This window comes from Duganella sp. GW822-FHT06D06 (genome assembly GCF_058799615.1).
Window position 1 is genome coordinate 494,594 of record NZ_JBXALQ010000003.1, and the last position, 26,623, is coordinate 521,216.

General features: G+C 64.8%; 23 protein-coding genes and 1 pseudogene. 18 read left to right on the forward strand and 6 right to left on the reverse strand.

What is annotated here, in order from left to right:
• Window positions 1-2: 2 nt before the first annotated feature.
• A complete protein-coding gene (aroC, locus tag AC1RMD_RS08350; RefSeq protein ID WP_492925496.1) occupies window positions 3-1,130 on the reverse strand; it encodes a chorismate synthase in 1,128 nt (375 codons plus the stop codon).
• A gap of 252 nt (window positions 1,131-1,382) precedes the next feature.
• Here aroC and AC1RMD_RS08355 point away from each other — a divergent pair, with 252 nt between their 5' ends.
• Window positions 1,383-3,644 (forward strand): putative bifunctional diguanylate cyclase/phosphodiesterase, encoded by a 2,262-nt coding sequence (locus tag AC1RMD_RS08355; protein WP_492925498.1) that lies wholly within the window; start codon window positions 1,383-1,385, stop codon window positions 3,642-3,644.
• A gap of 80 nt (window positions 3,645-3,724) precedes the next feature.
• Here the strand turns inward: AC1RMD_RS08355 and AC1RMD_RS08360 are convergent, their stop codons facing one another.
• The gene (locus AC1RMD_RS08360; protein ID WP_026334688.1) at window positions 3,725-4,180 is read right to left on the reverse strand and encodes a CBS domain-containing protein; all 456 of its coding nucleotides are present in this window, start codon (window positions 4,178-4,180) and stop codon (window positions 3,725-3,727) included.
• 195 nt (window positions 4,181-4,375) lie between these two features.
• Here AC1RMD_RS08360 and AC1RMD_RS08365 point away from each other — a divergent pair, with 195 nt between their 5' ends.
• Both AC1RMD_RS08365 and AC1RMD_RS08370 read left to right on the forward strand, forming a co-directional pair.
• Complete coding sequence (locus AC1RMD_RS08365) at window positions 4,376-5,686, forward strand: O-acetylhomoserine aminocarboxypropyltransferase (protein WP_492925500.1); 1,311 nt, start codon at window positions 4,376-4,378, stop codon at window positions 5,684-5,686.
• A gap of 1 nt (window position 5,687) precedes the next feature.
• Window positions 5,688-6,491 carry an alpha/beta fold hydrolase gene (locus tag AC1RMD_RS08370; protein ID WP_492925502.1) on the forward strand — a complete coding sequence of 268 codons (804 nt, stop codon included), beginning with the start codon at window positions 5,688-5,690 and terminating at the stop codon, window positions 6,489-6,491.
• On the opposite strand, the gene AC1RMD_RS08375 is transcribed toward AC1RMD_RS08370, so the two are convergent.
• On the reverse strand, window positions 6,472-7,608 hold the full coding sequence (locus AC1RMD_RS08375; RefSeq protein WP_492925504.1) for an HAF repeat-containing protein: 1,137 nt from the start codon (window positions 7,606-7,608) through the stop codon (window positions 6,472-6,474). The two genes, AC1RMD_RS08370 and AC1RMD_RS08375, sit on opposite strands and share 20 nt — an antisense overlap.
• 174 nt (window positions 7,609-7,782) lie before the next feature.
• Between AC1RMD_RS08375 and AC1RMD_RS08380 the strand changes: the two genes are divergently transcribed.
• Complete coding sequence (locus AC1RMD_RS08380; protein WP_492925506.1) at window positions 7,783-8,367, forward strand: LysE family translocator; 585 nt, start codon at window positions 7,783-7,785, stop codon at window positions 8,365-8,367.
• A 9-nt stretch (window positions 8,368-8,376) separates the two neighbouring features.
• Window positions 8,377-9,837, forward strand: coding sequence for an aminotransferase-like domain-containing protein (locus AC1RMD_RS08385; protein WP_492925508.1), 1,461 nt, complete (start codon window positions 8,377-8,379; stop codon window positions 9,835-9,837).
• Here the strand turns inward: AC1RMD_RS08385 and AC1RMD_RS08390 are convergent.
• Window positions 9,834-11,138, reverse strand: coding sequence for a YihY family inner membrane protein (locus AC1RMD_RS08390; RefSeq protein ID WP_492925510.1), 1,305 nt, complete (start codon window positions 11,136-11,138; stop codon window positions 9,834-9,836). The two genes, AC1RMD_RS08385 and AC1RMD_RS08390, sit on opposite strands and share 4 nt — an antisense overlap.
• 134 nt (window positions 11,139-11,272) lie before the next feature.
• Here AC1RMD_RS08390 and wrbA point away from each other — a divergent pair, with 134 nt between their 5' ends.
• The 13 genes from wrbA (at window position 11,273) to yidD (ending at window position 25,545) form a co-directional block, all read left to right on the forward strand.
• A complete protein-coding gene (wrbA, locus tag AC1RMD_RS08395) occupies window positions 11,273-11,884 on the forward strand; it encodes an NAD(P)H:quinone oxidoreductase (protein ID WP_492925512.1) in 612 nt (203 codons plus the stop codon).
• Window positions 11,885-11,897: 13 nt separating this feature from the next.
• On the forward strand, window positions 11,898-12,305 hold the full coding sequence (locus AC1RMD_RS08400) for a DUF2069 domain-containing protein (RefSeq protein WP_492925660.1): 408 nt from the start codon (window positions 11,898-11,900) through the stop codon (window positions 12,303-12,305).
• The gene (locus tag AC1RMD_RS08405) at window positions 12,302-13,708 is read left to right on the forward strand and encodes an FAD-binding oxidoreductase (RefSeq protein WP_492925514.1); all 1,407 of its coding nucleotides are present in this window, start codon (window positions 12,302-12,304) and stop codon (window positions 13,706-13,708) included. The genes AC1RMD_RS08400 and AC1RMD_RS08405 overlap by 4 nt, the downstream gene beginning before the upstream one ends.
• 11 nt (window positions 13,709-13,719) lie before the next feature.
• On the forward strand, window positions 13,720-14,166 hold the full coding sequence (locus AC1RMD_RS08410) for a DUF4124 domain-containing protein (protein WP_492925516.1): 447 nt from the start codon (window positions 13,720-13,722) through the stop codon (window positions 14,164-14,166).
• Between the two features lie 62 nt (window positions 14,167-14,228).
• Window positions 14,229-16,784, forward strand: coding sequence for an FtsX-like permease family protein (locus tag AC1RMD_RS08415; protein ID WP_492925662.1), 2,556 nt, complete (start codon window positions 14,229-14,231; stop codon window positions 16,782-16,784).
• On the forward strand, window positions 16,784-17,884 hold the full coding sequence (locus AC1RMD_RS08420; RefSeq protein WP_492925518.1) for a lipocalin-like domain-containing protein: 1,101 nt from the start codon (window positions 16,784-16,786) through the stop codon (window positions 17,882-17,884). The genes AC1RMD_RS08415 and AC1RMD_RS08420 overlap by 1 nt, the downstream gene beginning before the upstream one ends.
• Before the next feature lie 78 nt (window positions 17,885-17,962).
• On the forward strand, window positions 17,963-19,798 hold the full coding sequence (locus AC1RMD_RS08425) for an ABC transporter transmembrane domain-containing protein (RefSeq protein ID WP_492925520.1): 1,836 nt from the start codon (window positions 17,963-17,965) through the stop codon (window positions 19,796-19,798).
• A gap of 66 nt (window positions 19,799-19,864) precedes the next feature.
• Window positions 19,865-20,638 carry a sterol desaturase family protein gene (locus tag AC1RMD_RS08430; protein WP_492925522.1) on the forward strand — a complete coding sequence of 258 codons (774 nt, stop codon included), beginning with the start codon at window positions 19,865-19,867 and terminating at the stop codon, window positions 20,636-20,638.
• 24 nt (window positions 20,639-20,662) lie between these two features.
• Window positions 20,663-21,748, forward strand: a complete 1,086-nt coding sequence (locus AC1RMD_RS08435; protein ID WP_492925524.1) for a threonine aldolase family protein — start codon at window positions 20,663-20,665, stop codon at window positions 21,746-21,748.
• Window positions 21,749-21,823: 75 nt separating this feature from the next.
• Window positions 21,824-23,365 carry a DEAD/DEAH box helicase gene (locus tag AC1RMD_RS08440; RefSeq protein WP_492925526.1) on the forward strand — a complete coding sequence of 514 codons (1,542 nt, stop codon included), beginning with the start codon at window positions 21,824-21,826 and terminating at the stop codon, window positions 23,363-23,365.
• Between the two features lie 94 nt (window positions 23,366-23,459).
• Window positions 23,460-24,434, forward strand: coding sequence for a thymidylate synthase (locus AC1RMD_RS08445; RefSeq protein WP_492925528.1), 975 nt, complete (start codon window positions 23,460-23,462; stop codon window positions 24,432-24,434).
• Window positions 24,431-25,126, forward strand: coding sequence for an alpha/beta fold hydrolase (locus AC1RMD_RS08450; RefSeq protein ID WP_492925530.1), 696 nt, complete (start codon window positions 24,431-24,433; stop codon window positions 25,124-25,126). The genes AC1RMD_RS08445 and AC1RMD_RS08450 overlap by 4 nt, the downstream gene beginning before the upstream one ends.
• Window positions 25,123-25,545 carry a membrane protein insertion efficiency factor YidD gene (gene yidD / locus AC1RMD_RS08455; RefSeq protein WP_492925532.1) on the forward strand — a complete coding sequence of 141 codons (423 nt, stop codon included), beginning with the start codon at window positions 25,123-25,125 and terminating at the stop codon, window positions 25,543-25,545. Before AC1RMD_RS08450 ends, yidD begins: the two co-directional genes overlap by 4 nt.
• Before the next feature lies 1 nt (window position 25,546).
• On the opposite strand, the gene AC1RMD_RS08460 is transcribed toward yidD, so the two are convergent.
• Window positions 25,547-25,669 carry a cupredoxin domain-containing protein gene (locus AC1RMD_RS08460; protein WP_492925534.1) on the reverse strand — a complete coding sequence of 41 codons (123 nt, stop codon included), beginning with the start codon at window positions 25,667-25,669 and terminating at the stop codon, window positions 25,547-25,549.
• Between the two features lie 211 nt (window positions 25,670-25,880).
• Window positions 25,881-26,273, reverse strand: a pseudogene (locus AC1RMD_RS08465) (DUF3732 domain-containing protein); the annotation flags it as partial.
• Between the last annotated feature and the right edge of the window lie 350 nt (window positions 26,274-26,623).

Here is a 26,623-nt window from a genome sequence, read left to right on the forward strand (position 1 = left end):
GCTTATCGCGAGGTCGGCGATACCGGCGATACCGGCGGCGCGATGTTCGGCGTCGTCACGTGGACGTCGCCGCACTGCGCGCGGTGCATCAGCGCGTGGTCCATCAGCACCAGCGCCAGCATCGCCTCGGCGATCGGCGTGGCGCGGATGCCGACGCACGGATCGTGGCGGCCGAAGGTTTCGACCATCACCGGCTTGCCGTCCATGTCGATCGACTGGCGCGGCGTGCGGATCGACGAGGTCGGCTTGATGGCGATCGACACCGTGATGTCCTGGCCGGTCGAAATACCGCCCAACACGCCGCCGGCGTTGTTGCCGATGAAGCCGGTCGGCGTCAGCGAGTCGCCATGCACGGAACCCTTCTGCGCCACCGACTTGAAGCCGGCGCCGATTTCCACGCCCTTGACGGCGTTAATGCCCATCATCGCGTAGGCGATGTCGGCGTCGAGCTTGTCGTAGATGGGCTGGCCCAGGCCGACCGGGATGTTCTGGGCGATCACGTCGATGCGCGCGCCGATCGAATCGCCGGCCTTGCGCAGTTCGTCCATCGCCTCTTCCATGCGGGCGATCAGGTCGGCGTCGCCGCTGGCCGCGAAGAACGGGTTGTCGTGCACGTGGATCCAGTCCTGGAACGGCACCTCGATCTCGCCGAGCTGGCTCATGCAACCCTTGAACACGGTGCCGTATTGCTGGTTCAGCCATTTCTTGGCGATGGCGGCGGCGCCGACCACCGGCGCCGTCAGGCGCGCCGACGAGCGGCCGCCGCCGCGCGGATCGCGGACGCCGTATTTGTGCCAATAAGTGTAATCTGCGTGGCCGGGACGGAAACTCTCGGCGATATTGCCGTAGTCCTTGCTGCGCTGGTCTTCGTTGCGGATCAGCAGCGCGATCGGCGTGCCGGTGGTCACGCCCAGGTACACCCCCGACAGGATTTCCACCGTGTCCGGCTCTTTGCGCTGCGTCACGTGGCGCGACGTGCCCGGCTTGCGGCGGTCCAGTTCCGGCTGGATGTCCGCTTCCGACAACGGCAGTCCCGGTGGGCAGCCATCGATCACGCAACCGATCGCGGGACCGTGCGACTCACCAAACGTAGTAACAGAAAACAATTTGCCAAATGTATTGCCGGACATAGGAAGAGAATCTTTGGAAAAAGGTGGAAAGTACCCAATTCTACCAGCCGGCGGCGATTGCCGTCGCGCCGCCATAATATTTTCCAAGACACAAGTTTCCATTGGTAAAATATCATTCTTTCAATGTAAGCATGGCAAACTTGCACATCAGTATGCAACGTTCTGTATAAACCGTGGGAAAACCGCGTTCTTTTTAACAATTCGCTATATACTTGAACTCAAGAACACCGAGAAATCCTGGAGAAGCTACACATGCCCCCACCGATCACACCCCTTGAGCAATCCAAGGACGATCAAGACGATCTGGTATTCTTAGAAGAGCATCCGACGGCTCCTGCGGTAGCGGGTGCCCGCAACGTTTGGCGGGTCATGATCATCGACGACGATGAGGATGTACACTCGACCACCACTTTCGCGCTCGGCAACCTCGACATGCAGCAGCGCCCGCTCGAATTCGTGCATGCGTATTCGGCCGGGCAGGCGCGCGAACTGTTAAAACACGAAACCGAAATCGCCGTCATCCTGCTCGACGTGGTGATGGAGCAGGACGACGCCGGCCTGCACCTGGTGCGCTACATCCGCGAAACGCTGAACCTGGCCGACGTGCGCATCATCCTGCGCACCGGCCAGCCCGGCTATGCGCCGGAGATCGACGCCATCCGCGACTTCGACATCAACGATTACAAGACCAAGTCCGAGCTGACCCGCATCAAGCTGTTCACCACGGTGACGGCGGCGATCCGCTCCTACGAACAAATCCGCAAGATCAACGACAGCCGCCGCGGCCTGAACCAGATCGTCCACGCCAGCACCCAGCTGATGTCGCTGCACGGGGTGCAGAACTTCGCCTCCGGCGTGCTGGCCCAGATTGCCGACCTGCTCGGCCAGGACGGCAACGGCGTGCTGTGCGTGCAGGAATGCCCGGAAGACGGTTGCCACCAGCTGATGGTGATGGCCACCATCGGCAGCTACCGCCACCTCGACAACGCCACGCTGTGCGACCAGGACCACAAGCCGGTGTACGACGCCATGGAGCTGACCCTGGGCCAGCGCCGCAACGTCTACGGCCCGGACTTCATCACGCTGTACTTCGCCGGCAAGGCCAGCCGCGATTTCGTCGCCTACCTCGACGTCGGCCGCGCGCCGACCGAGATCGACGAACGCCTGCTGGAAGTGTTCTGCTCCAACGTGGCGGTGGGCCTGGACAACGTGGAGCTGGTCACGCACCTGCACAACGCCGCCTTCTACGATCAGCTATCCAAACTGCCCAACCGCACCCGCCTGGTCGAGATCCTGGACGCCACGCTGGCCGGCCCGGCGCGCGACGAGGCCACGCTGTCGCTGGTTGACCTGGATCACTTTGCCGAGACCAACGACGCGCTGGGCCACCAGTTCGGCGACATGCTGCTGCTGGCCGTCGCCGGCCGCCTGCAAACGCAGCTGGGCGACCAGCTGACGGTGGCGCGCATCGGCGGCGACATCTTCTGCGTGCTGGGCGATTCCGCGCAAGTCAACCCGGCCAATATCCTGGCGCTGTTCGCCCACCCGTTCAGCATCGACGGCCAGGACGTGCAGCTGTCGGCCACCTTGGGCCTGGTGCGCCTGGGCGAGCATGAAGGCAGCGGCGCCGACGCCCTCAAGGACGCCGACATCGCTCTCAAGCGCGCCAAGTCGCAGCAGCGCGCCGGCCACTTCTATTTCTCGCGCTCGATGGGCGTGGAGATCCGCGAACGGGTGCGCATGATGCACGCGCTGCGCACCGCCTTCGGCCAGAACCAGCTGTTCGTGGTGTACCAGCCGCAGATCGACCTGGCCACGCGCCGGCCGGTGGGCGCCGAGGCGCTGCTGCGCTGGCAGACGCCGGACGGCAAGTTCATCTCGCCGGACCGCTTCATCCCGATCGCCGAGTATTCGGGCCTGATCATCGACCTGGGCGAATGGGTGATGCGCACCGCCTGCCGCGAGCTGGTCGACCTGCGCAAGGCCGGGCATACCAACTTCATGATGTCGATTAACGTCTCGCAGGTGCAGTTCCGCCATCCGCACTTCCTGGAGATGCTGCGCAAGGCGCTGGAAGACACCGGCGCGCCGCCGGAGTTCGTGGAACTGGAGATCACCGAATCGATGGCGATGGAAGAGCCGGACATGCTGATCAAGATGCTGGGCCAGATCAAGCAGACCGGCGTCAGCATCGCGATCGACGACTTCGGCACCGGCTTCTCGTCGCTGTCCTACCTGCAGCGTTTGCAGATCGACCGCCTGAAGATCGACCGCGCCTTCGTCACCGAGATCACCGGTTCCGCGCGCGGCAGCAGCATCGCCGAGATGGTGATCCAGCTGGGCCGCAACCTGGGCCTGGCCGTGATCGCGGAAGGCGTGGAAGACGAGCGCCAGGCACAGATACTGCAAGCGCTGGGCTGTCCGCTGGCGCAGGGCTTCCTGTTCGCGCGGCCGATGACGGCGACAGCGCTCAACGGCTGGCTCAGCAACGACGCGCTCGAAGGCGCGGCCTAAATAAAAAAACGCCATGTGCGCTTGCGACGCTCAAGATCGTCGCAATGCCACATGGCGTTTTTCGTTTCTACTATGCGGGCTTAATCCGCCTGGTCAGCCGTTTCAGCCGGCCAATCGCGGATATACGCCTTCAGCATCTTGTTCTCGAAGCTCTGCGCTTCCAGCACCGCGCGGGCGACGTCGTAGAATGAAATCACGCCGAGTATGGTTTTGGCGTTCATCACCGGCAGATAGCGCGCGTGCTTTTCCAGCATGATGCGGCGCACCTCGTTGACCTCGGTATCCGGGGTCACCGTGATCGGATGGTCGTCCATATGCTTGCGCACCGTACCGGCGCCGACCGTGCCGGCGTTTTCGTGCAGCGCGCGCAGCACTTCGCGGAAGGTCAGCATGCCGGCCAATTCGCCGAATTCCATGACCACCAGCGAGCCGATGTCTTTTTCCGCCATCGTGTTGGCGGCGTCCGCTAACGGCTGGTCAGGCGAAATAGTGTAGAGAATGCTGCCTTTAACCTGAAGAATTTCGGAAACTTTCATTTTGGGCCGTCCTGTCCGCTGAGTGGGCTATATGAATGGGAGTTCTAATTATTGTAGCCTTATAGCGAATGTAGCGTATGCCCGGCAAAAAATCCAGCGCTCTGGATAAGCAAATCGCAACATTTTTACAGTGCTGTTGCCAAGCCGCGATTCAGGGTAGGATGCCGGGCATTCCTATCACTCCAACGAGACCTTATGAGCGGACCCAAATATCCCGGTTTTGACACCCTCGCGCTGCACGCCGGCGCGGCGCCCGACCCCGCCACCGGCGCCCGCGCCACACCGGTTTACTTCACCTCATCCTTTGCCTTCAAGGACTCCGACCACGCCGCCTCGCTGTTCAACATGGAACGCGCCGGCCACGTCTACTCGCGCATCTCGAACCCGACCAACGCCGTGCTGGAAGAACGCATCGCCGCGCTGGAAGGCGGCGTGGCCGGCATCGCCACCGCCAGCGGCCAGGCCGCGATGCACCTGGGCCTGGCCACCATCGCCGGCGCCGGCTCGCACATCGTCGCCTCGCGCGCGCTGTACGGCGGCTCGCACAATATGCTGGCCTACACGCTCAAGCGCTTCGGCATCGAAACCACCTTTGTCGACCCGCGCGATCTCGACGCCTGGCGCGCCGCGATCCGCCCCAACACCAAGGTGCTGTTCGCGGAAACGCTGGGCAATCCCGGCCTGGACGTGCTGGACATCGAAGCCGTCGCCGCCATCGCGCACGAGCAGCACCTGCCGCTGATGATGGACTCCACCTTCACCACGCCCTACCTGCTCAAGCCCTTCGAACACGGCGCCGACCTGGTGTTCCATTCGGCGACCAAGTTCCTGTGCGGGCACGGCACCGCCATCGGCGGCCTGCTGGTGGACGGCGGCACCTTCGACTGGCAGGCGGCCTACGAGCAAACCGGCCGCTTCGCCGAACTGTGCGAGCCGTATGACGGCTTCCACGGCATGGTGTTCACGGAAGAGTCCACGGTGGCGGCGTTCGCGCTGCGCGCGCGCCGCGAAGGCCTGCGCGACTTCGGCGCCGTCATGAGCCCGCACAACGCCTTCGCCGTGCTGCAAGGCGTGGAGACGCTGGGCCTGCGCATGGACCGGCACGTGGCCAACACCCGCAAGGTGGTCGAGTTCCTGCTGTCGAATCCCGCCGTGGAATCGGTGTCCTACCCCGAGCTGCCGTCGCACCCGGACTACGAACTGGCCAAGCGCCTGCTGCCCAAAGGCTGCGGCGCCGTGTTCTCGTTCAACCTGAAGGGCGACCGCGCCGCCGGCCGCCGCTTCGTCGACAGCCTGAAGGTGTTCTCGCACCTGGCCAACGTCGGCGACGCCAAGTCGCTGGCGATCCATCCCGCCTCCACCACCCACTTCCGCGTGCCGGCCGACCAGTTGGCGGCATCCGGCATCACCGAAGGCACGATGCGGTTGTCGGTAGGCTTGGAAGACGTGGACGATTTGATCGAAGACCTGGCGCGCGGCCTGAAGCTGTCGCAGAAAGGAGCATGACATGCTGCTGACCGTACAAGGCGTGGACGCCTACTGCTACACCGGCGGCAAGCCGTTCAACGCCGCCCTGCCGACCGTGGTCTTCATCCACGGCGCGCAAAACGATCATTCGGTGTGGATTTTGCAGACCCGCTATTTCGCCCATCACGGCTACAGCGTGCTGGCGCTGGACCTGCCGGGCCACGGTCGCAGCAAAGGCGCGGCCAAGGGCAGCGTGCCCGAACTGGCGGACTGGCTGCTGCAAGTGCTGGACGCCGCCGGCGTGCAGAAGGCCGCGCTGTTCGGCCACAGCATGGGGTCGTTGATCGCGCTGGAAGCGTCGCACCAGGCGCCTGAACGCGTGACGCACCTGGGAATGATAGGTTCGACCTATCCGATGAAAGTCTCGGACGCGCTGCTGGAAACCTCGCGCACCGATGAGCAGAGCGCCATCGACATGGTCAACATCTGGTCGCACTCGTCGATCGCGCAAAAGCCGTCGTGCCCCGGACCGGGCTTCAATACGATGGGCGGTTCGCGCCGGCTGATGCAGCGCATCTCGCAGATCAATCCGCAGCAGGTGTTCTACACGGATTTCTCGGCCTGCAACGCCTACGCCAACGGCGAAGTCGCGGCGCAGGCGGTGCGCTGCCCCACCCTGTTCCTGTTCGGCGCGCGCGACATGATGACGCCACCCAAATCCACCAAACTGCTGACCTCCACCATCAGCCACGGCAAGGTGGTGACGGTGGACAGCGGCCACTCGCTGATGAGCGAGCAGCCGGACGCGGTGCTGGATGCCCTGTTCAGTTTTGCGGGAACTTGAAGCGGATGATGCGGTTTGCGCTTTGCATCACGATGCCGCGATAACGGCGGCGGTAGATCACGATGCCCGCGGTGGTGGCCAGCACCACCGCAATCAGCATGAGCAGATCGGTGTCGCCGTGCGTGACCACGGCGCGCTGGGCCGAGTGCATGGTCGACGCCTCGAACTTCTTGCCGACGTATTTGGCGCCGATCACCAGTTCCTCGGCGTTGATGCTGTTGACCAGGTACAGGCCGAAACCGCCCGGATGCACGGTCATCTTGCCGTCGCGGTAGACGAAGGAGCGACGCTCGTCGCCGATGCGGATGCTGCCGACCACGTGGCCGGCGGCGTTAATGGCCGTGGCGAAGCTGTTGCCGTAGCCGATCATCGCGCCCAGGTCGACCATCTTTTTGCCATCGTGGACGAAGGCGTGCCAGCGGCGGTCTGGCGTTTCGGATGAGCCGACCACCACGCCGGAATCGTTGACGGCGGTGGCGCCGCTGGAGCGTCCGCCCAACGTGCCCAGGTCCGTCATGCCGACGCCCGGACGGTAGATGAAGGCGCGGCGATAGCCGTCCGACAGCGCCGCCGTGCCGACGATCACGCCATCGGTGTTGACGCCGGCCGCATAGCTGATTTTGCCTCCCAGGGTGCCCAGGTCGACCAGCGGGCCGTCGCCATTGGCGCCGGTGGAGAAGGCGCGGAAATAGCCGTCGCTGGTATCGGCAAAGCCCACCGCCTGGCCGGAGCGGCTGATGCCGGTGCCGTAGCTGCTGCCGCCGCCCAGCGTGCCGAGGTCGCGCATCGCCAGGCCGGCACGGGTGACGAAGGCGCGCCAGTGGCCGGCGCCGTCCTGCGCCGAGCCGACGACGTCGCCGCCGACGTTGATGCCGGTGGTGAAGGAGTCGCTGCCGCCGAGGGTGCCCAGCTCAACCAGGCGCTTATTCCACAGCACCGCGCGCTGGCGGCCGCTCTCTTCCTCGATGATGCCGGCCACCTGGCCAGAGGCGTTGATGTCGACCGCGATACTGGCCTCGTTGCCACGCTCGCCCAAACCCGGCGGGTGCAGCTGCTGGGCGGAAGACGCCACGCCGGCAAAACCCAACAAGACCACCGCCATCGGCATTCTCAGCATGACATCTCCCAGTTGATTTTTATGAATGCCGATTCTATAACGATAGCCGGACGATCGGCAACTGTCGCCATGCATCGACTGATACAGCATGAGTCCGGCCCCTGGCTCTTGTGCCTTGTGCCCACCGCGCCGCGCTTCTAGACTGGCGCCACCTCCACACTCAGAATGCACACCATGACCGAACTGCTGCCCTTGATGAGCTATTGCCTGGTGATGTCGGCCACGCCCGGACCGAACAACGTCATGCTCGCCACCACCGGCGCCAACTTCGGCGGCCGTGGCGCATTGCCAGTCATCATGGGCATCCAGGCCGGCATGTTCGTGCAAACCATGCTCATGTGCCTTGGGCTCGGCAGCGTCTTTGTCGCCTACCCTTTGGCGCAACAAGCGCTGCGCATCGCCGGCTCGCTGTACCTGGTGTTCCTGGCCTGGAAGCTCAGCGGGGCATCGGTGGGTGGCGCGCAAGCGGCCAAGGCAGTGTCATTTAGCCAGGCTGCGACCTTTCAGGCGCTTAACCCCAAGAGCTGGGTGAAGGCCGTCACCGTGGCGTCGGTCTTCATGCCTGCGGGGCAGAGCACGGTCGTCGATGCGCTGCTGATCGCGGTGATCGGCATGCTGGTCGGCGCGCCGTGCAACGCCATGTGGGCCCTGTTCGGCGTCTCGATCCGCCGCTTCCTGCAAGATCCACGCAAGCAGCGCCTGTTCAATTTGACGATGGCCGCCATCCTGCTGGTCCTCGCCGTGATGTTTTTACGCTAGACTCTCGCCATGTTCGCCATCGACCGCTCCTCGCCCATCGCCCTGTCCTCGCAGATTGAGGCCGAGCTGCGCCATATGGTCGAGAGCCGGGCGCTGCCTGGCGGCGCCAAGCTGATGTCGATACGCCAGCTTGCCGCCCAGCTGGCGGTCAGCACCAACACCGTCGTGACGGCCTATGACAGGCTGGTCGCGGCCGGCGTCATCGATTCCCATGGTACGGCGGGTTTCTTTGTCAGCACGACCAACGGCGCCGGCAAGTCCATTCCCGACGAGGTCGCGCTGGAAGCGGGCGTGGAGCAAGAACCGGTCTGGCTGGCGCAGCAGGCCAACGATCAACGCCCCGGCGTATTGTTGGCCAGCAGCGGCGCCTTGCCGCCGACCTGGCTGCAGGACGCGGTGCCCGCCACCGCCGTGCAACGGGCCGTGACCGGCAGCGCCGCCGGCATGGCGTCGCGCTGTCCGCCGCAGGGGCTGCCGGAACTCCGGGAACACATCGCGCTGCTGTTGCGCGGCGTCGGCATCGCCGCCGACGCCGGCCACATCCTCACGACCTTTGGCGGCACCCATGCGATCGACCTGATTTGCCGGAGTTTTTTGCAGCCTGGCGACACCGTGCTGGTGGAAGACCCCGGCTATTTCCTGATGTTTGGCCGCTTGCGCCAGGACGGCATACGGCTGGTGCCGATCAAGCGCCGGCCCGACGGTCTCGACCTGGACGAGTTGGAGGCCGCCTGCCGCGAGCATCGCCCGCGCCTGCTGTTCGTGCAAACGGCGCTGCACAACCCGACCGGATGGAGCAGCAGCGCCGCCAACCTGCACAAGGTGTTGACGCTGGCGCAGCAGCATGGTTTCCTGATCGCTGAAGACGATGTACACGGCCACTTCCAGCAGAGCCACAGTACGCGGCTGGCCGCCATGGCCGGACTCGACGGCGTGATTTACTACTCCAGTTTTTGCAAGGCGCTGAGTCCGGCCCTGCGGATGGGCTATCTGGCCGCCGCCCCGGCCTTGCTCAAAGTGCTGATGCGAACCAAGATCCATTCCATCATGACAATGCCTGCGCTGAACGAGTACGTGCTGTTGGAAGTCCTCAAAGCCGGCAACCTGCGCAAGCACCTGGACCGTTTGCATCGCAAGATCATGGCGGCCCGCAACGCCAGCACCCAGCAATTGAGTGCGGCGGGCGTGCTGTTCGAGCAGCCCGGCGATGCCGGTATTTTCTTGTGGGGTACGATGCCGGAAGGCCTGGACGTCGACTTGCTGGTGCAGGACGCCTTCCGCAACGATATCTTGCTGATGCGCGGCGCCGCCTTCTCGGCCAACGACACGCCCGACCGGCACATCCGCTTCAACGTCGCTTTCAGCCAGCATCCACGCCTGAGCAACTACCTGCGGGAGCGCCTGCAAGCCGTGGCAGGCGCCCGCTCAAGCCTGGCGCGCGCCAGCGGCGCGGCCAGTTTGAAAGACTAGCGGCAGTCGATCGGCCCGAAGTGTTCGGCCAGGGTCTTGCCCAGGCCAGCCTCGACGGCCGATTCCACTTCGCGCGCCAGCGACGCCGCTTCGCGCGCCACTTGCTGGTCGCGCTCATCGTCGCTGTCGCTGACCACGCCGGCATTGATCGGCAGGCCGGAAAACACGAACAGGCGATAGACTTCGGCCAGCGTCAGCTTCTCCACATTGGCCAGGATGACCCAGTTGTCGCCATCGCTGACGCGCTTGCCCCACTGCACCCGCTGCGGCGCATCGACCTTGACCCGCCCTACCCAGCCCTCGGCCATCATTTTTTCCAGCAGCGTGTCCATCTCGTCGAAGCCCAGCCGCGTGCGCGCGCGGATCGCGCCCGCGCTCACCAGCGCCGTATCGCCGCATTTGCAGGCCAGATGCAGCACCCTCAGGATCGCCATGGCGTCGACGAATTCACCGCCCGGCTGCGCCTCATGCCACCAGCGCTCGTACTTCACCACCGGCAGCGCGGCCACCAGCAGCGCGCCGAACAGCGTGATCAACCACGACACATACACCCACAGCAGGAACAACGGCAGCGCCGCCAGCGCGCCGTAGATCTTCGAATAGGTCGGGAACTGGGTGATGAAGACCGCGAAGCCGCGCTTGGCCACCTCGAACGCCAGGCCGGCCACCAGGCCGCCCCAGGCGCCGTCGTACCAGTCGACGTCGCGGTTCGGCACCGCCACGTACAGCAGCGTGAAGCCGGCCGTGGTCAGCGCCAGCGACAGCACCGTGTAAATCAGCGCGCCGACCACCGGCACGTCGCCGATCAAATCGCTGGTGGCCATGAAGACCCGCCCCGACAGCGTCAGCGACACACCGATCAGCAAAGGGCCGAGCGTGATGATGGCCCAATAAACCAGGATGCGCTTGGTCCAGCGCCGTTCGGCGCGCACCCGCCAGATGCGGTTGAACACCCGTTCGATCAGGTTCATCATCGCGATCGACGTGAAAATCAGCGCCACCGCGCCCACCGCCGACAGCCGCGTGGCTTTGGAGGCGAACATGGTCAGGTAGTTCAGGATGGTGGTGGAAATCGACTTCGGCATCACGCTTTGCACGAAGTAGGCTTCCAGCGAACTACGGAAGGAATTAAACAGCGGGAAGGTGGTGAAGATCGCCAGCGCGATCGTCAACAACGGCACCAGCGCGAACACCGTGGTGAAAGTGAGGCTGCCGGCCACTTGCGGCAGGCTTTCTTCGCGCAGGCGGCGTTGGGCAAACAGGAACAGGTCCCGTACTTCGGGCCAGGACAGCGAACGCATTGTATCTATCCCGCCACGGCAACTGCGGGAAACATACTGGAAAACCGGATGAATATATTTTTCGTACATGAGCAATAATCGAAATACAAGAGTGGCAGCGATGCCACCCGCTAAAGCGCCCTATAATACCGCTGATGAACCAACCTAATCTGATTATTCTCGTATTGTTCTACTCGCGACACGGCGCGACGCGCAAATTGGCCGAGTTGATCGCGCAGGGCGTGGAGAGCGTGCCAGGCTGCGATGCGCGCCTGCGCACGGTGCCCGCCGTGTCGACCGTGACCGAAGCCACCGAGCCGGACGTGCCGGCCGACGGCGCGCCCTACGTCGAACTGGAAGACCTGGCCGAATGCGCCGGCCTGGCGGTTGGCTCGCCCACCCGCTTCGGCAACATGGCCTCGGCGATGAAGTATTTTTGGGACGGCACGGCCGCCCAATGGCTGTCCGGCACATTGGCCGGCAAGCCGGCGTGCGTGTTCACCTCCACCGGCAGCCTGCACGGTGGCCAGGAATCGACGCTGCTGTCGATGATGATACCGCTGTTCCACCACGGCCTGATGGTGCTTGGCCTGCCCTACACCAATCCGGAACTGATGACCACCTCGAGCGGCGGCACGCCCTACGGCGCCAGCCACTGGTCCGGACTTGACGGCACGAAGACCATCACGGAAGATGAAAAACGCCTGGCCATCGCGCTGGGCCGGCGCCTGGCCGAAACGGCCGTCAAACTGCGCGCCGTCGCTTGAACGGGATCGCATGATGGAAAACACGATGCAAAAGTATTTTCACTGGGGCGCCATCGGCAGCCTGGCGACGCTGATTGTCTGGTGCGTGCTGTGGGAGATGGTGCTGGCGCCGCTGAAACCGGGCGGCTCCTGGCTGGTGCTGAAGGCGGTGCCGCTGCTGCTGCCGCTGTACGGCGTGTGGAAGCGCGACATCTATACCTTGCAGTGGACATCGATGATGATCCTGCTGTACTTCACCGAAGGCGTGGTGCGCGGCTGGAGCGACAAGGGTACGCTGTCCGCATGGCTGGCCTGGGGCGAGGCGCTGATCGTCTGCATCTACTTCGTGTGCGCCGTGATGTATCTGCGTCCGTATAAAAAGGCGGCGAAGAAGCTGGCCAAGGAACTGCTGGACAAGGTCAAGGTCAACACCGTCAAATGATGGACTTCCTCCCCCACTGCCGCTCCGTGGTGGGCGATGCCTTTGTACTCGACACGCCCGCCGACATGGCGCCCTTCCTCACCGATTGGCGCGGCCGCTTTACCGGCAAGGCGCTGGCCGTGCTGCGGCCGGCGTCGGTGGACCAGGTGGCGGCGCTGGTGCGCGCCTGCGCGCAGTGGCGCGTGGCCCTGGTGCCGCAGGGCGGCAACACAGGCTTGGTGCTCGGCAGCGTGCCGGATGCCAGCGGCGGCGCCGTCGTCCTCTCCCTGGCGCGGCTGAACACTATCCGACAGGTCGATCCCGTCAACCGCACCATGACCGTGGATGCTGGCTGCATCCTCCAGCAGGTGCAGGAAGCCGCAGCCGCAGCGGGCTGCCTGTTCCCGCTGTCGCTGGCGGCGGGAGGCAGCTGCACCATCGGCGGCAACCTGTCCACCAACGCCGGCGGCACGGCGGTTCTCCGCTACGGCAATACGCGCGAACTGTGCCTCGGCCTGGAAGTCGTCACGCCGCAGGGCGAGATCTGGAGCGGCTTGCGCGGTCTGCGCAAGGACAATACCGGCTACGACCTGCGCGACCTGTTCATCGGCGCGGAAGGCACGCTGGGCATCATCACCGGCGCGGTGCTCAAGCTGTATCCGCAGCCGAAGGCCAGCATCACCGCGCTGGCGGCGCTGCCCTCGCCCGCCCACGCGTTGCAATTACTGAACCTGATGCAGGACCATTGCGGCTCCAGCCTGACCGCCTTCGAGCTGATGTCGCGCTACTGCCTGGAGCTGGTGGCGCAGCAGTTCCCGTCGCTGTCCAAGCCGTTCGCGGCGCCGCATCCGCAGTACGTGCTGCTGGAGTTGTCCAGCAGCGAATCGGAGCAGCACGCCGTCGGCCTGCTGGAACAGGCCATCAGCGCGGCGCTGGAGCACGACGTCATCAGCGATGCGGTGGTGGCGACATCGGTGGCCCAATCGGCCGGACTGTGGCAGCTGCGCGAACATATCCCGCTGGCGCAGGCCAAGGCCGGCAAGAACATCAAACACGATATTTCGCTGCCGGTATCGAGCATCGCCGACTTCATCGCGGCCACCGGGCCCTTGCTGGAAGCTGCCTTCCCCGGCTGCCAGTTGGTGTGCTTCGGCCACCTGGGCGACGGCAACCTGCACTACAACGTGGCGCCGCCGGAAGGCATCTCCAACGAAGATTTTTTGGCCAACCAGGACACGGTCAATCGCGTGGTGCATGACAGCGTGGTCGGTTTCGGCGGCTCGATTTCGGCGGAACACGGCATCGGCGCCCTGAAACGGGACGAGCTGGCGCACTATAAATCGGCGGTGGAGCTGAACATGATGCGGGCCATCAAAGCAGCTTTGGACCCGCTGGGTATCATGAATCCCGGGAAAATTCTGTGAACGGGACCGCCATGAACATTCATCTTCGCCTGCCTTGCGCCGTGCTGCTGTGCGCCGTGGCCTTGGCTGCGCACGCCCAGGGCGTCTACAAATGCACCGTCGACGGCAAGGTCAGTTACAGCGACATGCCCTGTCCCGCCAACGCGGCGGCTGCGGCGACGCTGGCGGTGCCGTCCGCTCCGGCGCCCGACCCGGCGGCGGCGCGCGACCTGGCAAGGCAACGCAAGGAAGCGACCACTCTGGAAAAAGCCCGCCTCCAGCGCGAGGCCCAGGATGCCCGCGCAGCCGACAAAGCCGGGCAGGCCGCAGCCGTGCAGCACAAGCGCTGCGGCAAGCTCAAACTGAACAAGCAGTGGGCCGATGAAGACGTGGCCCGCGCCACCCTCCCCAATCTCGATAGCGCCAAGCTGCGCGCCAAACGCGCCGGCGACACCCTGGCGCTGGAGTGTCCGAAGTAATGCATGAACCGATATCCGTAGCAAAACCAGCCGCCCCGGCGCCGATCCGGGACTCGGCTGCGATGGGCCGCTTGTCACGTTGGCTGTTGCTGGGCGAATGGCGCGCGCATCCGCTGCGGGCCCTGGTGGCGATTGCCGCGATTGCGGTCGGCATCTCGCTCGGCTTTGCCATCCATCTGATCAACGCCGCCGCCTTCAACGAATTTTCGTCCGCCATCAAGGGGCTATCCGGCGTGGCCGACGTTCAGGTGCGCGGCACCGAGCCGTTCTTCGACGAAGCCATCTACCCGGTGCTGGCGCAGCGCGCAGGCGTGGCCGCGGCCTCGCCGGTGCTGGAGTTCGACGCTTCCGTGCCCGGCGAGCCAACCGCGCTGAAGATCCTCGGCATCGACGTCTTTCGCGCCAGCTTCATCTCCTCCGACCTGATCGGCGTCCCCGCCGAAGACCACCCGACCGATATCCTGGCCGACGACGCGCTGTTTCTGTCGACGGCGGCGCAAGAATGGCTCAAACCCGCCAAGGGCGCGCCGCTGACGCTGCAAGTGGGCGTGGGCGAGCTGAAACTGCGCGTGGCCGGTTCGCTGCAGCGCGCCCGCGCCGGCCAGCGCATCGGCGTGATGGACCTGGGCGCGGCGCAATGGCGCTTCGAAAAGCTCGGCCAGCTGTCGCGCATCGACATCAAGCTGCGTGACGGCGTCAATCGCGACGCCTTCAAGGCCGAGCTGGAACAACAACTCCAACATGATTACCCCGGCCGTTTCCGCGTCAACCAACCCAACGACGAAGACCAGAACAGCCGCAACGAAGGCATGAGCCGCGCCTACCGCGTCAACCTGACCGTGCTGGCATTGGTGGCGCTGTTCACCGGCGCCTTCCTGGTGTTCTCCACCCAGGCCTTGTCGGTGATACGCCGCCGCAGCCAGTTCGCGCTGCTGCGCGTATTGGGCATGGACCGCAAGCACCTGCTGCGCCAGATCCTGATCGAAGGCCTGAGCCTGGGTGTGGCCGGATCGGCCATCGGCATCGCCGCCGGCTACGGCATGGCGGCCGCCGCGCTGCACTTCATGGGGGCCGACCTGGGCGCCGGCTTCTTCTCCGGCGTGCGGCCGCAGGTGCAGTTCACGCCGGTCGCCGCCACGATCTACTTCGCGCTCGGCGTCGCCGTGGCCTTGCTCGGTTGCGCCGCGCCGGCGCTGGACGCGGCCCGCGCCAAGCCTGCCGTCGCGCTCAAGTCGGGCACCGAGGAGGCGGCGATGTCGCGACTGTCCAAGGCCTGGCCGGCGCTCGCCTGCATCGCGCTGGCCGCGCTGTTGTCGCAGGCGCCGCCGATATTTGAACTGCCGCTGTTCGGCTACCTGTCGATCGCGCTGCTGCTGGTCGGCGCCATCGCGCTGATGCCGCGCCTGGCCGCCATCGTGTTCCGCCTGGCGCACCAGCGCTGGAGCAAGGCCACCGCCGGCAAGCCCGGCGCCTCGCCGGTGGTCACGTTGACGCTGTCGCGCCTTGCCAACGCCTCCAGCCAGGCGGGCATCGCGCTGGGCGGCGTGCTGTCCAGCTTCAGCCTGATGGTGGCGATGGCCATCATGGTCGCCAGCTTCCGCGTATCGCTGGACGACTGGCTGCAACACATCCTGCCGGCCGATATCTACGTCAGCACCACCAGCGCCGGCACCACCGCAGGGCTGCGGCCGCAGGAGCAGGCCGCCATCGCCGCCCTGCCCGGCGTGGCCAGCGCCGACTTCCTGCGCATGCGCGCCATCTCGCTGGCGCCGGCCCGACCGCCGGTCGCGCTGATGGCCCGTAACGTCGACCCGGCCGATCCCGGCAAAACCCTGGCCATCGTCGGCGCCACGCAGGTGCCCGGCCCCGGCGCTCCGTCGCCGGTATGGATATCGGAAGCGATGGTCGATCTGTACGGCATGAGCGTGGGGCAGCGCATCCAACTGCCGCTGAACGGCACCCTGCACGCCTTCCAGGTGGCCGGCGTATGGCGCGACTATGCCCGCCCAACCGGCTCGATCCAGATGCGGCTGGTCGACTACCGCGCCATCACCGGCGACATGGACGCCAGCAACGCCGCGCTATGGCTCAAGCCTGGCGCCAAGGCCGCCGATACCGAAAGCGCCATGAAACGCCTGCCGTTCGCCGCCGCGCTGGCGACCACCGCGCCGACCGAGATCCGCGCGATGAGCATGAAGATCTTCGACCGCAGCTTCGCCATCACCTATCTGCTGGAGGCGATCGCCATCGTCATCGGCCTGTTCGGCGTGGCCGCCACCTTCTCGGCGCAGACGCTGGCGCGCTCCAAGGAGTTCGGCATGCTGCGCCACGTCGGCGTCACGCGGCGCCAGATCCTGGCGATACTGGCCATCGAAGGCGGCGCCTTGACGGGGCTGGGCATCGTCACCGGCTTCGCGCTCGGCTGGGTCATCAGCCTGATACTGGTTTTCGTGGTCAACCCGCAGTCCTTCCACTGGACCATGCAGCTGCACTTGCCGTGGCCTTTGCTGGCCATCGTGGCCGGCCTGCTGCTGGCCGCCGCCGCGCTGACGGCGCTGCTGGCCGGCCGCCAATCGCTGTCGGGCGGGCCGATACGTGCAGTCAGGGAGGACTGGTAATGAAGCATTTCGTACAACGTTGCGCGGCCGCGCTGTCGATGTCAGTGTCGCTGTTGGCCGCAGTCTCCGCGCAGGCCGCCGAGCCGGTGTTCAAGGCGGTCGCGCCGCTGGCGCCCGGCGCCTCGCTCAGATTTCCGGCGGACTTCGGCGCCCATCCCGACTACAAGACCGAATGGTGGTACGTCACCGGCTGGCTGAACACGGCCGCAGGCAAGCCGCTGGGTTTCCAGGTCACCTTCTTCCGTAGCGCCACCCAGCATGACCGCGCCAATCCCAGCCAGTTCGCGCCCAAGCAGCTGATCATCGGCCATGCGGCCGTCTCCGATCCGGCCAACGGCAAACTGCTGCACGACCAGCGCAGCGCGCGCGAAGGGTTCGGCCTGTCCTATGTCAAGGTTGGCGACACCGACGTCAAGCTCGAAGACTGGCGCATGAAACGCGCCGCCGACGGCAGCTACCAGATCCACCTCGACGCCGCCAGCTTCAAGCTGGAGCTGAAACTGGCGCCGTCGCAGCCCGTGCTGCTGCAGGGCGACCGTGGTTATTCCCGCAAGGGCGCGCAACTTTCCGACAGCAGCTACTACTACAGCGAGCCGCAGTTGACCACCACCGGCACCGTCACCAGCGCCGGCAAGGCGGTCGCCGTCACCGGCGCCGCCTGGCTCGATCACGAATGGTCGACCCAGTACGTCGCCGCCGAAGCCGCCGGCTGGGATTGGATAGGCGCCAATCTCGCCGACGGCGGCGCCCTGATGGCTTTCCAGATGCGCGGCAAGACAGGTGCTAAACTATGGTCGCACGCGACATGGCGCGATGCATCCGGTAAGATCACGCAGTTCTCGCCGGATCAGGTCAGCTTTACCCCGCAAAGGCGGTGGCGTTCGCCCCGCACCAATGCCGAGTATCCCGTCGCGACCCAGCTCACCACCGGCAGCACCGTGTGGCAGGTCATGCCTTTGCAGGACGACCAGGAACTGGACTCGCGCCGCTCCACCGGCGCGGTGTACTGGGAAGGCGCGGTAACGCTGGAGCGGGACGGCAAGCCGGCCGGCCGCGCCTACCTGGAGATGACCGGCTATGTCCGGCCGATAAAGTTTTAGCACTACCGAACAACTTAGCAAACAATTTAGCAACACCTGAATCGTCAACAAAGAATACTTACAAACAGCAGCCATACGATGACCAACAGCACCACCGCCAGCACCCAGTCCGCAGCAGCCCCCAACACAGCAAGGGAAGCCAAGAAAGGCAGTCTAGCCACCTTGCGCGGACTGACGCCCTTCCTGCTGCCGTACAAACGCCAGTTCGTCCTGGCCGGTATCGCGCTGGTGGTCGCCGCCTGCTCCACGCTGGCGATACCCGCCGCCTTCAAGCAGATGATCGACCTGGGCTTCGGCGGCGCCGGCACCAAGAGCATCGAGCACGTCGACCTGGTGTTCCTGGCGCTGTTCGGCGTCGCCACCGTGCTGGCGCTGGCCACGGCGGCCCGCTTCTACACGGTCTCCTGGCTGGGCGAGCGCGTCACCGCCGACATCCGCAGCGCCGTCTACAAGCACGTCGTCACGCAGAGTCCCGAATTTTTCGAAACCACCCAGACCGGCGAAGTCCTGTCCCGCATCACCACCGACACCACGCTGATCCAGGCGGTGGTGGGCACCAGCATCTCGATGGCGCTGCGGAATATGCTGCTGTTCATCGGCGGCCTGGTGATGCTGTTCGTGACCAGCCCCAAACTGTCGGCCATCATCATCGGCCTGCTGATCCTGACCGTGCTGCCGATCGTGATGTTCGGCCGCCGCGTACGCAAGCTGTCGCGCGACTCGCAGGACCGCATCGCCGACGCCTCCGCCATGGCCGGCGAAATCCTCAACGCCATGCCGACGGTGCAGGCCTTCACCCACGAGAAGATCGAGTCGGACCGCTTCGGCACCTCGGTCGAAGGTGCGTTCGGCACCGCCATGCGCCGCATCCGCGCGCGCGCGCTGCTGACCATGATCGCCATCGTGCTGGTGTTCGGCACCATCGTGTTCGTGCTGTGGCTGGGCGCGCACGCTGTGCTCAACGGCGACATGACCGGCGGCGACCTCGGTCAATTCATTCTGTACGCTTCCATCGTGGCCGGCGCCATCGGCGCCCTGTCCGAAGTGATGGGCGAAGCGCAGCGCGCCGCCGGCGCCACCGAGCGCCTGCTGGAACTGATGTCGGTCAAGTCGAATATTCAATCGCCGGCGCTGCCGCTGGCGCTGCCGCCGCGCGCCGCCAACGGCGCGGCTTTGAGCCTGCAGGACGTATCGTTCAGCTACCCGTCGCGCCCCGACACGGCGGCGCTGGGCCATCTGTCGCTGGAGATCAAGCCGGGTGAGACGGTGGCCGTGGTCGGCCCTTCCGGCGCCGGCAAGACCACGCTGTTCCAGCTGTTCCTGCGCTTCTACGATCCGCAGAGCGGCAGCATCAAGCTCGATGGCGTCGACATCACCAAGCTCGATCTGCACACGCTGCGCGGCGCCATCGGCATCGTGCCGCAGGATACCGTGATCTTCTCGGCCGATGCGATGGAAAACATCCGCTACGGCCGCGCCGGCGCCACCGACGCCGAAGTGATCCAGGCCGCCAAGCTGGCCGCCGCCCACGAATTCATCGAGCGCCTGCCGCAGGGCTACCAATCCTTCCTGGGCGAGCGCGGCGTGCGCCTGTCCGGCGGCCAGCGCCAGCGCATCGCCATCGCGCGCGCGCTGCTGAAAAACCCGCCGCTGCTGCTGCTCGACGAAGCTACCAGCGCGCTGGACGCGGAATCCGAGCGGCTGGTGCAGAAGGCGCTGGAAGCGGCGATGGTCGGCCGCACCACGGTCATCATCGCGCACCGTCTGGCGACCGTGCAGCGCGCCGACCGCATCATCGTGATGGAAGACGGCCGCATCGTCGAAACCGGCACCCATTCGTCGCTGGTCGCGCTGGGCGGCATCTACGCCAACCTGGCGGCGCTGCAATTCCACAACGTCCACGTGGAACATTAATCAATTTATAAGCACGACCGGCGCCGCCGGCCTTAGCATGCGTTATCTTATTTTCAAGGGCGCGCCATGCTGTACAAACTGTTGTTCAACATCGAACGGGTCGCGCGGGACTACCTGATCGTGGTCGCCGTGTTCGGTGCACTGTGGCTGTGGTGGCGCTACCGCCCCGGCAGCCGGCAGCGCTTGCAGGCGAAACCGATCGGCGTGCCGCAGGTCCGGCGTGAAATCCTGACCTCCATCTTCAGCATCGTTGCGATAGGCAGTGTTATGCCGGTCGCTTTTGCATTGGGCCTGGGGCGACACACCCACTTCTATCAAAGCGTGCACGCCTATGGACGCGGATGGGGCTTTATCGCCTTGATGGTCGTGCTGATGATGGTGATCCAGGACACCTGGTTCTACTGGACGCACAGGCTGATGCACCACCGCCGCCTGTTCCGCTGGGCGCACCGCACCCATCACCTTTCAACCAACACCGGCCCCTGGTCCACCTATTCGATCAGCCCATTGGAGGCGGTGATCGACAGCGGCGCCAGCATCGTCATACTGCTGGTTTTGCCGGTCACCTTCTGGTCGCTGATCATCTTCACCTGGATTAACACGGCCTTCGCGGTGTACACGCACCTGGGCTACGAGCTGTTCCCGCGCGCGATGTCCAAACACTGGCTGGGCCGCTGGGTCAACACCTCGACAGCTCACAATACCCACCATGCGCGGGGACGCTACAACTACAGCTGGTACTTCCTGTTCTGGGACCGGATGATGGGCACCCTGTCGCCGGACTACGACGAACACTATCGCAAAGCCGGTTTTTCAGCCCCCGAGGCAAAAAGCCGGTAACATTCTCTCTTTCAGGAGAACGCCTTGACCGACGCCGAACTGCGGCTCAGCTGCACAACCCACCTTCCCGGCCATCGCCAGCCCTCGCCCGCGCAGCAGTTCGGGGCGATGTCCGCATGGTGCGAGGCCAACGGCGTGGCGCACGACACCTATGGCAACGGCACGCTGATCCAGGATTTCGAGCAGAAGGTCGCCACGCTGCTGGGGTTCGAGTCGGCGCTGTTCTGCATCTCCGGCACGATGGCGCAGGCCACCGCGCTGCGCATCGCCTGCTCGGAGCGCGGCAGCCGGCTGGTGGCGCTGCATCCGACATCGCACATCCTGCGCCACGAACGCGGCAACCATCAGCTGTTCAACCATTTCCAGGCCTTGCAGATCGGCGATCCGCACCGTCCATGGACACTGGACGAACTGAAAGGCATCCCCGACCAGCTGGGCGCCGCCACGCTGGAGCTGCCGATGCGCGAAATCGGCGGCCAATGCCCGGCCTGGGACGACCTGGCCGCGATCAAGACCTACTGCCGCGAGCTGGCGATCCACCTGCACCTGGACGGCGCGCGCCTGTTCGAAACCGCCGCCGCATACGGCCGCCCGGCCGCCGAGATAGCGGCCGGCTTTGATTCGGTCTACCTCTCGCTGTACAAAGGCATAGGCGGCATGGGCGGCGCCATGCTGCTGGGGAGCGAGCCGTTCATCGCCAAGGCCCAGGAGTGGTTCCGCCGCCAGGGCGGCAATGTCTACCAGCGCACGCCGTACGTGGTGGCCGCCGCGATGCAGTTCGACGCCCGGATGGCGGCGATGCCGAAATACTTCCGCCGCACCGAATGGCTGTACGAGGTGCTGCGCGACTATCCGCTGCTGATACCCAACCCCGCCCGTCCGCAAGCGAGCATGCTGCACCTGCACCTGCCGGTCAGCCGCGAACGCGCCAACGAGATCCGCAACCGCATCGCCGAGCAGCATGGCGTGTGGCTGTTCAACGCCGCCAGCCACGCCGCACTGCCCGGCCGCAGCTCGGTGGAACTGTATATCGGCGACAACCTGCTCAACCTGCCGGACCAGCGCGTACGCGAAATCCTGACCCTGTGGTCGGACGCGATGTCCAACTAATTTCTGCACAAGCCGGTGCAACCGGCTACACTGCGCCCTCTTTTTCGCGCATCTTTCAAATTGACTGCATACACCATGACCTTCCAAGCCCTCGGCCTGATCGACCCCATACAGCGCACACTGGAGACGCTGGGCTACAAGCAGCCCACGCCCGTCCAGAAGCAAGCCATCCCCGCCGTGCTGGCGGGCCGCGACCTGATGGCGGCGGCGCAGACCGGCACCGGCAAGACGGCGGGCTTCGCCCTGCCCATCCTGCAGCGCCTGACCATGGACGGCGTAACCGGGCCGAAAGCGATCCGCTGCCTGGTGCTGGTGCCGACGCGCGAACTGGCCGAGCAGGTCTACGAGAGCTTCCGCAGCTACGGCGGCAACCTGCCGCTGAAATCGGCCGTGGCCTACGGCGGCGTGCCGATCGAGCCGCAGATCGCCAAGCTGCGCAAGGGCCTGGACGTGCTGGTGGCCACGCCCGGCCGCCTGATTGACCTGCACGACCAGGGCGCGATCAGCTTCGCCATGCTGCAAACGCTGGTGCTGGACGAGGCCGACCGCATGCTGGACCTGGGCTTCGAGCGCGACCTGGACATCCTGCTGGCGGCCCTGCCCAAGCAGCGCCAGACCTTGCTGTTCTCGGCCACGTTCTCGGACGAGATCCGCAAGATGGCCGCCGGCATGCTGAAAGACCCGGTCTCGATCCAGGTCAGCGCCAGCAACACCGCCACCAAGACCGTCAAGCAATGGCTGATCCCGACCGACAAGCGGCGCAAGCCGGAACTGCTGCTGCACCTGCTGAAGAAGCTGAACTGGGGCCAGGTGCTGGTGTTCGTCAAAACCCGCAAAGGCGTCGAGACGCTGGTGACGACCTTGCAGGAACACGGCATTTCCGCCGATTCCATCCACGGCGACAAGACCCAGCCGGCCCGCCTGCGCGCGCTGGCCCGCTTCAAGAACGCCGAAGTGCAGCTGCTGGTGGCCACCGACGTCGCCGCGCGCGGCCTGGATATCGAGGCACTGCCGCAGGTGGTCAACTTCGACCTGCCGACCGTGGCCGAGGACTACATCCACCGCATCGGCCGCACCGGCCGCGCCGGCATGGAGGGCGAAGCCGTGTCGCTGGTCTGCGCCGACGAAGTCGATATGCTGAAGGCCATCGAAACCCTGACCCGCCAGGTCATCCACCGCATTGAGGAACCGGGCTTCGAGGCCGACCACCGCGTGCCGGAAACCGGCCCGAAAGGCGTGGCTGCGGCATTGGCCAAGAAAGCCGCGGCGGAAGCGCCGGCCAAGAAGAAGCGCCCATTCACCGGCCCCGCCGGCGGCAAGGCGACGCCGGTCAGCGTTGCGCCAGGCGCCAAGCCTGTGGTGACTGCCCGTCCGGCCGGCGGCGATGCCTCGCTGGGCACCTGGATACCACCGGTACCTGGCGGCAAACCGCCCGGCGGCGCGCGTTCCGCAGGCGGCAAACCGGCCGCCGGCCGCATCTACGGCGGCGCCAAGCCGGCGGCCGGGGCGCCCAAGGGTGCCGTCGTGGTCACCGGCGGACGTGGCGCCAAGTCGCTGGCGCGGGCCGCAGGCAAGGTCACCGCCAAGCCGGGCGGCCGCAAGACCGGCCCACGCTGAGCGCCTGGGCGGCCACGTGCTTGCATGTGCGCCGCCTGCTAAAATAGCCGTCTTTCCGGGCCGTTGCGGCCCGCGCACCACGTTGGAGAATTGAATGCAGCAATACCAGGAACTGATCCAGACCGTCCTCGATACAGGCAGCTGGCAAGACAACCGCACCGGCATCCGCACGCTGAGCGTGCCGGGCGCGATGATGCGTTTCGACCTGCTGAACGACGGCTTCCCCGCCGTGACGACCAAAAAACTGGCATTCAAATCCGTGGTCGGCGAACTGTGCGCCTTCCTGCGCGCCTCCAGCAGCGCCGCCGACTTCCGTGCGCTGGGCTGCAAGGTCTGGGACCAGAACGCCAATGAAAACAAGCAGTGGCTGGACAATCCGTACCGCCTCGGCGAAGACGACCTGGGTCCGGTGTACGGCGTGCAATGGCGCCAATGGCCGGGCTTCAAGCTGATCGCCGTCGACCAGCCGGCGCAGATCGCCGACGCGCAAAAGAACGGCTTCCGCCTGATTTCGCAGATCGAGGACGAAGGCGTGACCAAGGTCCTGCTGCACAAGGCGATCGACCAGTTGCGCGAATGCCTGGACACCATCGTCAACAATCCGGGCAGCCGCCGCATCCTGTTCCACGGCTGGAATCCGGCGGTACTGGATTCGGTCGCGCTGCCGGCCTGCCACCTGCTGTACCAGTTCATTCCGAATCCGGCCACGCGCGAGCTGTCGATGTGCCTCTATGTCCGCTCCAACGATCTGGGGCTGGGTACGCCGTTCAACCTCGCCGAGGGCGCCGCGCTGATGCACCTGGTCGGCCGCCTGACCGGCTACACGCCGCGCTGGTTCACCTACTTCATCGGCGATGCCCACATCTACGAGAACCACATGGATATGGTCAAGGAACAGCTGACCCGCACGCCGTTCCCGGCGCCGCGGTTCCGCATCTCCGACCGCGTGCCGGACTTCGCCAAGACCGGCAAGTACGAGCCGGAATGGCTGGAAAAGGTCGAGCCGTCGGACTTCTCGCTGGAAGGCTACCAGCACCACGCGCCGATCACGGCGCCAATGGCTGTATGACGCGGCTGGACTTCATCCCCGGCACGCTATGCGACGAGAGGATGTGGTCCCGTTTGACGCCGCTGCTGGGCAGCGGTTTCGAGTTCAATTACGTCCCGCTGCACAAGGCGCGCACGCGCTTGCAGATGCAGGAGCTGATCGCGGCGCACAGCGCGCCGGCGGCGCACCTGGTGGCGTTCTCGCTGGGCGCCTACCTGGCGATCGAATACGCGCTGCTGTACCCCGAGCGCGTGCAATCGCTGGTGCTGATCGCGAATTCCGCGCGCGGCCTGAGCGAAACCGAAATACAAACCCGCCGCCGCATCATCCCCATGTTGAAGAACAACGCCTACACCGGCATGACGCGCATGCGCCTGCGCGAACTGCTGCATGAGGCCCACCTCGGCGACCAGGCCATCATCGACATCATCCAGCAGATGGCACTGGACCTGGGCAAGGACGTTTTGCTGGCGCAGTTCACCGCCTCGATGGAGCGCCCGGACCTGATGGAACGGCTGGCGGAGATCAATTGCCCCGTGCTGATCGTCGGCGCCACCGGCGACCAGCTGGTCAATCCGGAGGATCTGCGCGAAATGCAGCGCCACCTGCCCGACACCCGCCTGAACCTGCACGACGGTACCGGCCACATGATCCCGTTGGAGTCCCCGCAAAAGCTGGCCGCCGACATATTGGCGTTCCATCACGTCACATGAAACGACTCGCCCTCGCCGCCATCGCGTTCTACCAACGCCACCTGTCGCGGTTGAAGGGCTTTTCCTGCGCGTTCCGCGTCTACACCGGCCGGAATAGCTGTTCCGCCTACGGCCACCGCGTCATCGCCAGGCATGGCCTGATCCTCGGCCTGGTGCTGTTGAACCGCCGTATGAACGCATGCGGCGAGAAGCATCGCCAGCACCATCCGCCGGCGATGCGCGCCAAGAGCGCGCGCCACCGCGCCCAGGCCGGCTCCTGCGACCTGCCCGACCTGTCCTGCGCCGGCGACGTTTGCGATGCCGCCTCGTGCGCGGGCGAGATCGCCAATTGCGATAGCGGAGCTTGCAGCAACCGGTGGCGCAGCCGCAAGAACAAGGACCCGTATGTACGCGTCCATCCCACATCGGGGCTGGAATAACTCAGACCTTGACGATCAGCGTGCCGGACATCTCCTCATGGCCGCTGCAGCAGAAGTTATCGCATAAAAAACCGAACTGTCCGGCCTCCTCCAGCTTGAGCTGCACCCGCACGGGTTTGCCCATCAGCTGATCGGCGCGGTATTGATTTACTGAGATGGACCCGACACCACCGAATCGGATCAAACTGACGTTTCGTCCAATTAACGTGTGGAGGTCTGCCATGGATATCGACATTCTCGGGATTGATCTGGCCAAACGAGTGTTCCTACTTCACGGCGCGGATCGCCGTGGCCACGCATTGTAGGTGTTGCACTTGGTTCTTGAGAGCGCCCAATTAACTAAGTTTCCTCCAGGATTCCGGAATTAATGCGACGCCATCCCTAAACTTCTCCACTAAATGCACATTTTTCATTTTTTTAAAAATAGATACCGGAACGTGTTCAAAGACTATCATTTGAAAGGTTGAGTCATAGTTATTGTTAATGTTAGATATATAATCATTGAGTAGTTCAAATGCCGCTGTAATTTTCCCTGTATCAGTTTTAGGTAATGATTCAATCTTGCTTGTTTTATCTTCTTCGCCATAGTATGGACGACTTGGCTGGTCGAGAACTAAAAAAGAAGGTACAAATTTCGAATGGCGACCGATTGCTACTTCATGAAGAGCAAGAAAGTGAAAAAGATGCATAAACATATGATTTGAGCTACTCCCTACGTTTTCAATAAGCGCAGGGCGGCGAGCGCCGTAGTGTGTTTCAACTGGAAATCGGTATTTAGCATCGTGACGTTAAGCCTGCGCAGCACATGCTACCCGGCTAGTTTGAGAAGAGAAATACGCTCGCTATTTACAGTCGACTTTGATTTCGTTCTGGGCCGCTAGCTCGCCTTAGCGATACGTGAACCTACACATCCGGTCATCCGGACGTCGGCCAGCGAGGGCCACCTGGCCGGACACGCCATAGGTGCACACAAGCCACGTCCCCCTAGTGAATTTGCCGCCAGCTTTCGGGGGGGGGGCATCATCCCCTTTACCACTCACGGCATCTCCCCCGAGCTCCCCGAGCATTTTCTGGCGGA

Bases quoted from the DNA above. Each gene is read 5' to 3' on its own strand.
- AC1RMD_RS08380 (WP_492925506.1), top strand. From the start codon at position 7,783: ATGACCGAACTGCTGCCCTTGATGAGCTATTGCCTGGTGATGTCGGCC.
- AC1RMD_RS08390 (WP_492925510.1), bottom strand. From the start codon at position 11,138: ATGCGTTCGCTGTCCTGGCCCGAAGTACGGGACCTGTTCCTGTTTGCC.
- AC1RMD_RS08415 (WP_492925662.1), top strand. From the start codon at position 14,229: ATGGGCCGCTTGTCACGTTGGCTGTTGCTGGGCGAATGGCGCGCGCAT.
- AC1RMD_RS08400 (WP_492925660.1), top strand. From the start codon at position 11,898: ATGGAAAACACGATGCAAAAGTATTTTCACTGGGGCGCCATCGGCAGC.
- AC1RMD_RS08450 (WP_492925530.1), top strand. From the start codon at position 24,431: ATGACGCGGCTGGACTTCATCCCCGGCACGCTATGCGACGAGAGGATG.
- AC1RMD_RS08375 (WP_492925504.1), bottom strand. From the start codon at position 7,608: ATGCTGAGAATGCCGATGGCGGTGGTCTTGTTGGGTTTTGCCGGCGTG.
- AC1RMD_RS08440 (WP_492925526.1), top strand. From the start codon at position 21,824: ATGACCTTCCAAGCCCTCGGCCTGATCGACCCCATACAGCGCACACTG.
- AC1RMD_RS08445 (WP_492925528.1), top strand. From the start codon at position 23,460: ATGCAGCAATACCAGGAACTGATCCAGACCGTCCTCGATACAGGCAGC.
- yidD (WP_492925532.1), top strand. From the start codon at position 25,123: ATGAAACGACTCGCCCTCGCCGCCATCGCGTTCTACCAACGCCACCTG.
- AC1RMD_RS08370 (WP_492925502.1), top strand. From the start codon at position 5,688: ATGCTGCTGACCGTACAAGGCGTGGACGCCTACTGCTACACCGGCGGC.
- wrbA (WP_492925512.1), top strand. From the start codon at position 11,273: ATGAACCAACCTAATCTGATTATTCTCGTATTGTTCTACTCGCGACAC.
- AC1RMD_RS08385 (WP_492925508.1), top strand. From the start codon at position 8,377: ATGTTCGCCATCGACCGCTCCTCGCCCATCGCCCTGTCCTCGCAGATT.
- aroC (WP_492925496.1), bottom strand. From the start codon at position 1,130: ATGTCCGGCAATACATTTGGCAAATTGTTTTCTGTTACTACGTTTGGT.
- AC1RMD_RS08355 (WP_492925498.1), top strand. From the start codon at position 1,383: ATGCCCCCACCGATCACACCCCTTGAGCAATCCAAGGACGATCAAGAC.
- AC1RMD_RS08410 (WP_492925516.1), top strand. From the start codon at position 13,720: ATGAACATTCATCTTCGCCTGCCTTGCGCCGTGCTGCTGTGCGCCGTG.
- AC1RMD_RS08365 (WP_492925500.1), top strand. From the start codon at position 4,376: ATGAGCGGACCCAAATATCCCGGTTTTGACACCCTCGCGCTGCACGCC.
- AC1RMD_RS08360 (WP_026334688.1), bottom strand. From the start codon at position 4,180: ATGAAAGTTTCCGAAATTCTTCAGGTTAAAGGCAGCATTCTCTACACT.
- AC1RMD_RS08425 (WP_492925520.1), top strand. From the start codon at position 17,963: ATGACCAACAGCACCACCGCCAGCACCCAGTCCGCAGCAGCCCCCAAC.
- AC1RMD_RS08405 (WP_492925514.1), top strand. From the start codon at position 12,302: ATGATGGACTTCCTCCCCCACTGCCGCTCCGTGGTGGGCGATGCCTTT.
- AC1RMD_RS08420 (WP_492925518.1), top strand. From the start codon at position 16,784: ATGAAGCATTTCGTACAACGTTGCGCGGCCGCGCTGTCGATGTCAGTG.
- AC1RMD_RS08430 (WP_492925522.1), top strand. From the start codon at position 19,865: ATGCTGTACAAACTGTTGTTCAACATCGAACGGGTCGCGCGGGACTAC.
- AC1RMD_RS08460 (WP_492925534.1), bottom strand. From the start codon at position 25,669: ATGGGCAAACCCGTGCGGGTGCAGCTCAAGCTGGAGGAGGCCGGACAG.